This is a genomic window from Streptomyces sp. 7R007 (assembly GCF_054850255.1).
In genome coordinates this window covers 1-9,090 of sequence record NZ_JBTWMV010000005.1, presented here as the reverse complement: position 1 = coordinate 9,090, position 9,090 = coordinate 1, and the positions used below count along the sequence as shown (strand labels likewise).

The 9,090-nt window shown below is 71.5% G+C and carries 7 protein-coding genes; 4 read left to right on the top strand and 3 right to left on the bottom strand.

Annotation, left to right across the window (positions count from 1 at the left end; translation table 11 throughout):
* Positions 1-16 precede the first annotated feature (16 nt).
* From ACYF6T_RS08445 to ACYF6T_RS08435, 3 genes are all read left to right on the top strand, one after another.
* Complete coding sequence (locus ACYF6T_RS08445; protein ID WP_461694791.1) at positions 17-1,684, top strand: NAD(P)/FAD-dependent oxidoreductase; 1,668 nt, start codon at positions 17-19, stop codon at positions 1,682-1,684.
* A gap of 283 nt (positions 1,685-1,967) precedes the next feature.
* On the top strand, positions 1,968-4,013 hold the full coding sequence (locus tag ACYF6T_RS08440) for an NAD(P)/FAD-dependent oxidoreductase (RefSeq protein ID WP_461694790.1): 2,046 nt from the start codon (positions 1,968-1,970) through the stop codon (positions 4,011-4,013).
* Between the two features lie 292 nt (positions 4,014-4,305).
* Positions 4,306-4,989: a TetR/AcrR family transcriptional regulator gene (locus ACYF6T_RS08435; RefSeq protein WP_461694788.1), complete on the top strand. Its 684-nt coding sequence runs from the start codon at positions 4,306-4,308 to the stop codon at positions 4,987-4,989.
* On the opposite strand, the gene ACYF6T_RS08430 is transcribed toward ACYF6T_RS08435, so the two are convergent.
* The 3 genes from ACYF6T_RS08430 to ACYF6T_RS08420 all read right to left on the bottom strand — a co-directional run bounded on the left by ACYF6T_RS08430 (position 4,884) and on the right by ACYF6T_RS08420 (position 8,657).
* Entirely contained in the window at positions 4,884-5,831 is a 948-nt protein-coding gene (locus ACYF6T_RS08430; RefSeq protein ID WP_461694786.1) for a DMT family protein, read from the bottom strand. The two genes, ACYF6T_RS08435 and ACYF6T_RS08430, sit on opposite strands and share 106 nt — an antisense overlap.
* Before the next feature lie 181 nt (positions 5,832-6,012).
* Entirely contained in the window at positions 6,013-7,761 is a 1,749-nt protein-coding gene (locus ACYF6T_RS08425) for an MFS transporter (protein ID WP_461694785.1), read from the bottom strand.
* 311 nt (positions 7,762-8,072) lie between these two features.
* Positions 8,073-8,657: a TetR/AcrR family transcriptional regulator gene (locus tag ACYF6T_RS08420; protein WP_461694783.1), complete on the bottom strand. Its 585-nt coding sequence runs from the start codon at positions 8,655-8,657 to the stop codon at positions 8,073-8,075.
* 253 nt (positions 8,658-8,910) lie between these two features.
* On the opposite strand from ACYF6T_RS08420, the gene ACYF6T_RS08415 reads away from it, so the two are divergent.
* Positions 8,911-9,090, top strand: a 180-nt coding sequence (locus ACYF6T_RS08415; RefSeq protein ID WP_461694781.1) for a hypothetical protein, incomplete at its 3' end; no start/stop codon positions are given.

Genomic DNA, 9,090 nt, shown 5'->3' with positions numbered 1-9,090 from the left:
TGGAGGAACGAGCATCATGCAGCCACTGCCCGCGTCCGGTCCGTCCGGCCCGGCGGACCACGACGTCGCCATCCTGGGCGCCGGCATCGCCGGTTCCATCCTCGCCGCGATCCTGTCCCGCAACGGCGTCAAGACCGTGCTGATCGACGCGGGGACCCACCCCCGCTTCGCCGTCGGCGAGTCGACCATCCCCTACACCTCCGTCATGCTGCGCATCCTGGCCGCCCGCTACCGGGTGCCGGAGATCGCCCACCTGAGCCACTTCTCCACGATGCGCTCCAAGGTGTCCTCGAACTCGGGCCAGAAGCGCAACTTCGGCTTCGTCTACCACCGCGAGGGACAGCCCCAGGACCCGCGCGAGATCAACGAGTTCGTCATCCCGGTGGCCCTGTCGACCGAGTCGCACATGTTCCGCCAGGACGTCGACGCCTACATGTACAACGTGGCGTTGCGCTACGGCGCCACCAGCCGCCTCAACACGCGGGTGAGCGACGTCGACATCGACGGCTCGGGCGTCACCCTCGCCGTCGAGAAGGGCCCGGACATCCGCGCCCGCTACATCGTGGACGCCGGCGGCCACAACTCGCCGCTGGCCCGCAAGTTCGGCCTGCGCGACGAGGTGCCGCAGCAGCGCACCCACTCGCGCACCCTCTTCACGCACATGATCGGGGTGCGTCCCTACGACGACTGCCCCGCGGGCCGGCTGCACGACAACCCCAGCCCCTGGCACCAGGGCACGCTGCACCACATCTTCGACGGCGGCTGGCTGTGGGTGATCCCCTTCGACAACCACAAGGCCGCCACCAACCGGCTGTGCAGCGTGGGTCTGACCCTGGACCCGCGCCGCCACCCCAAGACGGACACCCCGCCGGAGCAGGAGTTCGCCGAGTTCCTGGAGCGCTTCCCGGCCGTCGCCCCGCAGTTCAAGGACGCGCGGGCGGCCCGGCCGTGGGTGTCCACGGGCCGGCTGCAGTACTCCTCCAAGCAGGTGGTGGGCGACCGCTTCTGCCTGACCTCGCACGCGGCGGGCTTCGTCGACGCGCTGTACTCGCGCGGCCTGACGAACACCACCGACGTGGTCAACTCCCTTGCCTGGCGGCTGATCGAGGCGGTGAAGGACGACGACTTCTCGGCCGAGCGCTTCGCCCACGTGGAGCGGCTCCAGCTGGGCCTGGTCCGCGCCCACGACGACGTCGTCTCCTCCTCCTTCACGTCCTTCCGCGACTACGGCATGTGGAACGCGACGTTTCGCATGTGGGCGCTGGGCACGGTGCTCGGCACGCTCAACGCCCAGGACGCGCTGACGCGGTTCCAGCGCACGGGCGACCACCTGATCTGGCGCGAGCTGGAGGCGCAGCCGCATCCGGGCGCGCTGTTCCCCGCCAGCGTCGGCTTCAACAAGATCACCGACGCCGCGTGGGCGGCCTGCCGGGACGTCGAGGCCGGTCTGATGACTCCCGACCGGGCCACCGGCGAGCTGTTCGACCTGCTCTCCGACGACGGCTACGCCCCGCCGCCGTTCGGTCTGCACGACCCGGACAACCGCTTCTACAACCCCAACCCGCCGCGCATGATCCGCACCATGCACTGGGCCAGGCGCGGCTCCGCGGCCCCCGACACGGGCCCCGTCGTGGCCAGCGCCCTCGGCGGCTTCCTGCGCTCCCGTTTCCACAAGAGCGCGTGAGAGCGAAGGAGGACACGAGATGCCCAAGGACGAAGGGGCACCAAGGCCCACCGCAGCGTCCCGCACCCGCCGCACGGCCACGCCCAAGGACGTCCAGTCCCGCCGGACCCCCAAGGCGGCGCCACACACCAAGTCTGACGAAGCATCAGCGGCCACAGCGGTCACCGCGGCGACCGTGATGACCGCAACCGCGGCAGCCCGGACGATAGCGGAGGCCCCCACACCGAACACGGCGACACAGACGGCGACCGAGACCCCCACGCCGGACACGACCGCGCGGGCAGTGACCGAGAGTCCCTCGCCGGACACGACCGCACGGGCGGCGACCGAGACCCCCACGCCGGACACGGCCGGGCGGGCGGTGACCGAGACCCCCACGCCGGACACAACCGCACAGACGGCGACCGAGACCCCCACGCCGGACACGGTCGGGCGGGCGGTGGTCGAGGCGGCCCCCTCGCGGGACACGGTCGTCGCCATCACCCCCGTGTACGACGGCAGTTGGCTCGACGGGGCCGACCCGGTGGGTGCCGCCGAGTCGGCCCTGCCGGACGAGCCGGACGACGTGACGGACGACGTGACGGACGAGGCGGCCGGCAGCGCCGCGGACGTGTCGCTGCCGACGCCCCCGGCGACAGCCCCGGCGACGGCCCCCGGCACGCTACCGCGCCCCGCCGCCGCGCCCGCGCCCGGCTCCTCCCCCGCCCGTCCCCTCCCCCGCCACAAGGTCGCCGTCCTCGGCGCCCACCTCGGCGGGAGCATGCTCGCCGCGATCCTGGCGCGGGCCGGTGTCGACGTCGTGCTGGTGGACTCCGTGCACGACACCGCGATCCCGGCCGGCGAGACGACGGTGCCCTACACCGCGGAGGTCTTCGAACTCCTCGCCCGCCGCTACGGCGTCCCGGAGCTGGCCGCGCTCGGGCACTTCGGGCAGCTGCCCGAGTCGGTGCGCCGGACGTCGGGGCTGAAGTCGAGCATCGGCTTCGTGTACGCCCGCCCCGGCTGCCGCGTACGCCCGCACCAGGTCGTCCAGTTCAACGTGCCGAGCGAACACGGCGAGTCGCACCTGTACCGGCCCGACGTCGACGCCTGGGTGCACCGGGTCGCCGTCGCGCACGGGGCGCGGGCGCCGCGGGGCCGGGCCGCGCTGAGGGACGTCAGGGGCGAGCAGGGGGACTTCACCGTCGAGCTCGCCGACGGCAGCACCGTGGGCGCCGAGTTCGTCGTCGACATGTCCGGCCCCGACGCCCCGATGCTCGCCCGGCTGGGTCCCGAGCCGGCGCTGCGCCCGCTGCGCCACTCCTCGCGGGTGCTGACCGCGCACCTGCGGGGGGTGCGTCCGCTGGAGGGACGCGTGGACCCGGGCCCGGGCGGCACGCCGTGGACCGGCGGCACCACCCAGTTCGTCTTCCCCGGCGGGTGGATCCAGCTCGTGCCGTTCGGCGAGGACCGCACCGGCGAGGAGGCGCTGACCAGTGTGGCGGTCAGCCTCGACACCAAGCTGTGGCCGCAGGGTTCGGCCTCGGCCCAGGAGGACTTCCAGCAGCTGGTCCGTCAGTTCCCGGACCTGGCCTGGCAGTTCGAGCAGGCGACGGTGGTCCGCCCGTGGACGAGCGCGGAACCGTGGCAGTACGCGGCCACCGCGGCGGCCGGCCCCGGCTTCGTCGTCCTCGACCGCTCCGCCGTACGCTGCGACTTCACGCTCTCCCGGGACGTCACGCTCACCGCGGAGCTGGTCCACGAGGCGGCGGCGCACATCATCGCCGCGGCGTCGGACGGCGACTGGTCGGTGTCCCGCTTCAGGACCCTGGAATCCTTCCAGTCGAACCTGATCGAGCACAGCGAGCGGCTCCTGGGCACGGCGCTGACCGCCACCACCGACTTCCGGCTGTGGAACGCCTTCACCCGGGTGTGGCTGCTGCACTCGATGTTCGCCGCCCTCTCCCTGAAGCGGGCCCGCAACGACGCCCTGGCCAGCGCCGGCCGGGCGGGGCAGTGGCGGGAGCTGGGACGACCCCGGGGCGCGGGGCTGTGGTTCCCGGTGTACGCCGGGTTCGTCGCCCTGTTCGACGACGCGGAACGGCTGGCGCGCCAGGTAGCGGACGGCCGGTTGGGCGCGGGTGCCGCGGCCGAGCGGATCTTCGGCCAAATGCGGGACGCGTCCTTCGTGCCGCCGCTGTTCGGCTTCGGCGACCCGGGCGACCGCTACTACAGCTTCACCCCTCTGAAGCGGATCAAGGTGCTGCTGTGGGCCAAGCGCCGGGCTCCGTACCTGGTCCAGCGCGTCCTCACGCCGGGCGCCACCGTCCTGCCCAGCGTCGAGCGGTGACCCGGCGTCCCACGGCTCCCTGAGGGCGGCAGGGAAGGCGTCGCCGTTCCGCGCTCGCCGGGCGAGGCGAGCGCGGAACGGCGGCTCCGTGTGCGCGCACCCCCGTGCGAACTGCCGCGCCAACTGCCGTGTTCCCGACGGCCGTCGAATCCGGCCAGCGGCGCCGGGGGGCGCAACCGGTGTGGCTGGACAACGGCGCACACCGAACGGAATGCTCCCTACCGGGGAGTCGTTGCATGTGGAATGCTGGTAACGTTGATTTCCACATCCCATGAATTAAAACGGAGGGGCAATGAGTAACGGAGCCGGGAGCCCCTGCCCGAACAGCACCGGCACCCGTCGGGGCACCGCCCGCGGGAGCCGGCCCGCGCGGGGCAGCGGTCGGCGACCGGGCCAGAGCGGAACGAGGAACCAGATCCTCACCGCCGCGCTCGAACTCTTCGCCAACAAGGGCTACTCGGGCACCACCATGCGTGGCATCGCCCAGCAGGCCCAGGTGGACCCCGCGCTCATCCATCACTTCTTCAACAACAAGGACGGCCTGTTCCAGGACGCGGTCTCCTCCCGCATCGACATGTCCGCGCTCTTCGACTCCCTGACTCGGGAGGAGGCGGAGGCCGGGATGAAGAACCGCGGCGAGTGGATCGCCCGTACGTTCCTGTCCTTCTGGGAGGACGAGGCGACCCGGCCCGCGCTGGTCGCCGTCTACCGCACCAGCCTGTCGGACGAGGCGACGGCGAAGACGTTCCGGGACCAGATCGAGGCCGCCTTCGCGGACTGTCTGCGCCGCATCGTGCCCGAACACACCGACGGCACACCGACGTTCACGTCCCTGGTCTCCGCGCAGCTGGCCGGCCTGGTGATGCTGCGCTACGTCCTCGCGGTGGAGCCGCTGGCCTCGCTCGACTTCGAGGAGCTGATGGAGTGGCTCGCGCCGGCCATCGAGGTCCACTTCGACCGCCTGTCCCAGGAGTAGCCGCGGGGCGCGGCGGGCGCCTGTTCGGCCCGCGCCAGGACGAGGACGCCCCGCGCCGCGGTCAGCGCCGCGGCCAGCCCCGCGAGGACGGTGGCCGCGCCCGTCGCGTACCGGTCCCCCAGCACCACCACGCCTATGACCGCCGCGAACACCGGGTTGACCAGGGTGACGGTGGCCAGCGGGGCCTCCAGGCCGCTGCGGTAGGCGAGTTGACACAGCATCAGGCCGCCCGGCGCGAGCGCGGCCACACCGACGGCGACCAGGAGCGCGGAGCCGGGCGTGAGCGGGCCCCGGCCGGTCAGGCCCAGCACGGCGGTCTGGGCGAACGCCGAGGCGGCCCCGAAGGCGACGCCGGCGGCGGCCGCGTACGCCAGGCTCACCACGACCGTCCTGCGGGTCACCGCCGCCACGACCATCGGCACCCCGAGGCATACGGCGGTCAGGGCCACGACGGCCACCAACTCCCTCCCGCCGAGCGGGCGGTCGGCCCCCGAGGAGGGGACCAGCATCAGCAGCCCGACGACGCCGGCCACGGTGGTCGCCGTACCCGACCACTGCGCCGGGCTCATCCGGCGCCCCAGCAGCAGCGCCGACAGCAGCGGTGCCGCGACCAGGGTGAGCACGCCGAGCATCTGGACGGCCACCAGTGAGCCGTAGCGCAGGCCCGCGGTGTGCAGCAGCGCCCCCAGGCCGTTGAGCGGTACGGACACCCACCACGCGAGCGACCGTCCCAGCCCCCGGCCGTCATCCCGCGCGGCGGCGGCCCGCTGGGCGACGGCCGCCGCCGCGTACACCAGGGCCGAGCCGGCACCGAGCGCGAGAACCGTAAACACGCTGGTCACGGAATCCTTTCACCGCGCGCGACGCGGCCGTCGGAAGTTTCCTGCGCCCCACACGGGCACAATCCGCGACCGGCGCCACCGCCGGCCCGGAAACGAACGGAAGTCCGGGACGAGGCATCGCCCCGGCCCGGAGCGATCCGGTCCGGGGCGGGCACCGCGGCACCCGCCCCGGCTTACTCGGTCACGCTCCGCCGGGCACGTCCGCGACGTCCTCGGGGCGGATCTTCGGCAGGGCGAGGACCAGCAGGCAGGACAGGCCGAAGCAGCCGATCTGCCAGTACACGACCTGCTCGAAGCTGTCGCTGAAGTTGGCCTTGCGGGCCTCGGGCACGGCCTTGCCGAGCACCGCGGCCTGCACCTTCTGCTTCACCGCCTGCGGCACCGGCGCGCTCGCCATCTCCTTCTGGATCTGGGCGCAGCTGGCCGGTGTGTCGGTGAGGTCCTTCTGGTTCATCTTGTCGTGGAAGCAGGTCTGGAACGCGGTGGTGATGTGCGTCTGCTGCGCGCCGGTCACCCCGGCCGACGTCAGATCGCCGCGCAGTTGCGGCAGCGCCGACTGGCTGGCGCCGTCCGCGTTCGTGCCGAGCAGCCCGTAGAAGATGATGCCCGCCACCGCGATGCCGATGGCGATGCCGACCTGCTGCACGGTGGCGAGCATGCCGGAGGCGGAACCGGCGTTGCTGGAGCGGATGCCCGCCAGAATGATGCCGGTGCACGGCGCCAGGAAGAAGCCGCCGCCCATGCCGGCCACCATCAGGGAGGGGATCAGCTGGTAGCCGTGCAGATCCGAGCCGGCCCAGTGCAGGGTGCCGATCACGCCCGCCATGCCGATCAGCAGCAGACCGGTGCCGAGCGCGAGCGTCTTCGTGCCGAGCTTCTTCACCACGGCCGCCGAGCGTGCCGAGCCGACCGCGATGAGCGCGGCGAAGCCGAGGCTGACCAGACCCGCGGAGATCGGCGTGTAGCCGAAGCCGATCTGCAGGCTCATGAAGAAGGTCATGAAGAACGACGGGATGCCCGCGAAGAACACGACGCTGATGATGAGCCCGACGGTGAACGACCGCTCCTTGAACAGCCCGGTGGGCACCAGCGGTGACCGTCCCGCCAGCTTCGAGAGCTTGTTCTCGTACAGGAAGAACTCGGCGAGCAGCACCGGGCTGAGCACCAGCAGCACCAGGCTCCAGCCCGGCCAGTCGTGCTCACGGCCGATGACCAGCGGGAGGATCAGGCTGAACAGACCGGCCGTCAGGATCACCGCGCCGGTCACGTCGAGCCGCTGCGCACCCGGCGCACGGGACTCGGGGATCTTCGCGAGGCCCAGGCACAGGGCGATGATGCCGATGGGCAGGTTGACGTAGAAGATCGCCCGCCAGTCGGTGCCCAGGATGTCCAGGTCGATCAGCCAGCCGCCGAGGACCGGGCCGAGGACGGTGCCGAGCCCCACCGAAGCGCCGTACATGGCAAGGGCCTTGGGGCGTTCCTTGGTGGAGAAGGTCACCTGGATGATCGACAGCACCTGGGGGAACATCAGGCCCGAGCACATGCCCTGCAGCACTCGGGAGCCGATCAGGAAGGTGGAGCTGGGGGCCGCGCCGCACAGGGCGGAGGCGATGGTGAAGCCCAGCATGCCGATGAGGAAGATCTTGCGGCGACCGTGGATGTCGCCGAGCCGGCCGCCGGTCACCAGGGTGCAGGCGAAGGCGAGCGAGTAGACGGCGACCACGAGCTGGATCTCGGCGAACGTCGAGCCGAGATCGCTCTGCAGCGACGGCAGCGCGACCATCGTGATGGTCGTGTCCAGCATCTGCATGAAGATCGCGCTCAGCGTGACCGCGAGGATCACCCATCGTGCGGGGTTACCGGTGGCGGACGTAACGGGCGCGGCGCCGGGCGGCGCCGCCGCCTTCGTGCCGGTGTCGATGGATTCCATGATTCCTCCCTGGGTCGCCTGCCTGCCCGACAGCGCCCTCCAATATTTCACTCTCCAATGAAGTCTACGAGTACTGAATTCCTGGCCGCAACCGGTACGACCGTGATCCGGACACCTGACGTCCGCTCAATCAGGCCTCTTGGCCGCTGGGTTGACCTGCGAGGACATCGGTGGTTGGCGCAAAGAAGCCCCTCCGCCCCGGCGTTGGGGGGCGGAGGGGCACGAAGGTTCGACACCGCAAAGAGGGCGGGAGGTCAACAGGTGCGGAACGGAAGGAGTCGGCACGGCGCCCGGCAGGGGCCGCGCCGGGGTCAGGCGGTGCGGCGCCCGTCGCTCGCCGCCCCCTCCGGCGCGAGGTAGGAGGCGACGACCGGGGACAGGGACCGCACCAGCTCACCGTCGGCGTGCGTGAACCGCTCGTCCAGCAGCCCCATGTGACGGGACGTCATGACCCCGATGAACAGACTGCTGATCATCCAGACGCGCACCTCGTCCGCGCCGCCGCCCTCCACCCCCTCGGGCAGCAGGGACTGGCGCAGCCGTTCCCGGGCCGCCGGCAGGTCGGACACGGACCGCAGCACCCCGAGGATGCGCCGGCGCTGCACGGGGTCGTCCCAGTCGGCGACGGCGTGCCGCAGCAGCCACTCCGCCACCTCCGGATCCCGGCGTTCGATCGCCTCGCGGATCACCTCGGCAGGCCGAACCGTTTCCTCCACGACGGCGTCGTAGAGCACCTCCTTGGAGGCGAAGTAGTGCGTGACCAACGCCGGATCGCAGCCCGCGTCGGCCGCGACGGCACGCATCGACGTGTTGTTGTAGCCCAGTTCAGCGAACAGGTCCGCCGCGGAGCGCATGATCGCGCGCCGGGTCGCGGATGCGCCTCTGGCCTTTGTCACGGCGGCACTTCCTCTCGCTCCCGAGTCCCCCGAGGAACGCACGACGCAAATTCATGTTGGCGTGAAGTCTACGGTCAGTGACTTCCAGGGTCAAAGCTTTCGCCGCGCGTAGACGCAACCGGACACTACCGTCCACGTCAAGCCAATTCAACACCCATTGAAATCATCGCTTGTTGAGCTTACGCTCGCCCCGGGGCGCGCACCCTACGCCAGCGCGACACGCGTATTTCCGCCCACGGGGAGGCACTTGCCGGTGACGAATCAAACACAGCAGCTCGCACGGGTCGTCATTCGCTTCTCGGGCGACTCCGGCGACGGCATGCAGCTGACGGGTGATCTGTTCACCTCACAGACCGCGTCGTTCGGCAACGACCTGGCGACCCTGCCGAACTTCCCCGCGGAGATCCGCGCCCCCGCCGGAACCCTGCCGGGC

Coding starts and splice junctions, on each gene's coding strand:
- ACYF6T_RS08445 (WP_461694791.1), top strand. CDS start 17: ATGCAGCCACTGCCCGCGTCCGGTCCGTCCGGCCCGGCGGACCACGAC.
- ACYF6T_RS08435 (WP_461694788.1), top strand. CDS start 4,306: ATGAGTAACGGAGCCGGGAGCCCCTGCCCGAACAGCACCGGCACCCGT.
- ACYF6T_RS08425 (WP_461694785.1), bottom strand. CDS start 7,761: ATGGAATCCATCGACACCGGCACGAAGGCGGCGGCGCCGCCCGGCGCC.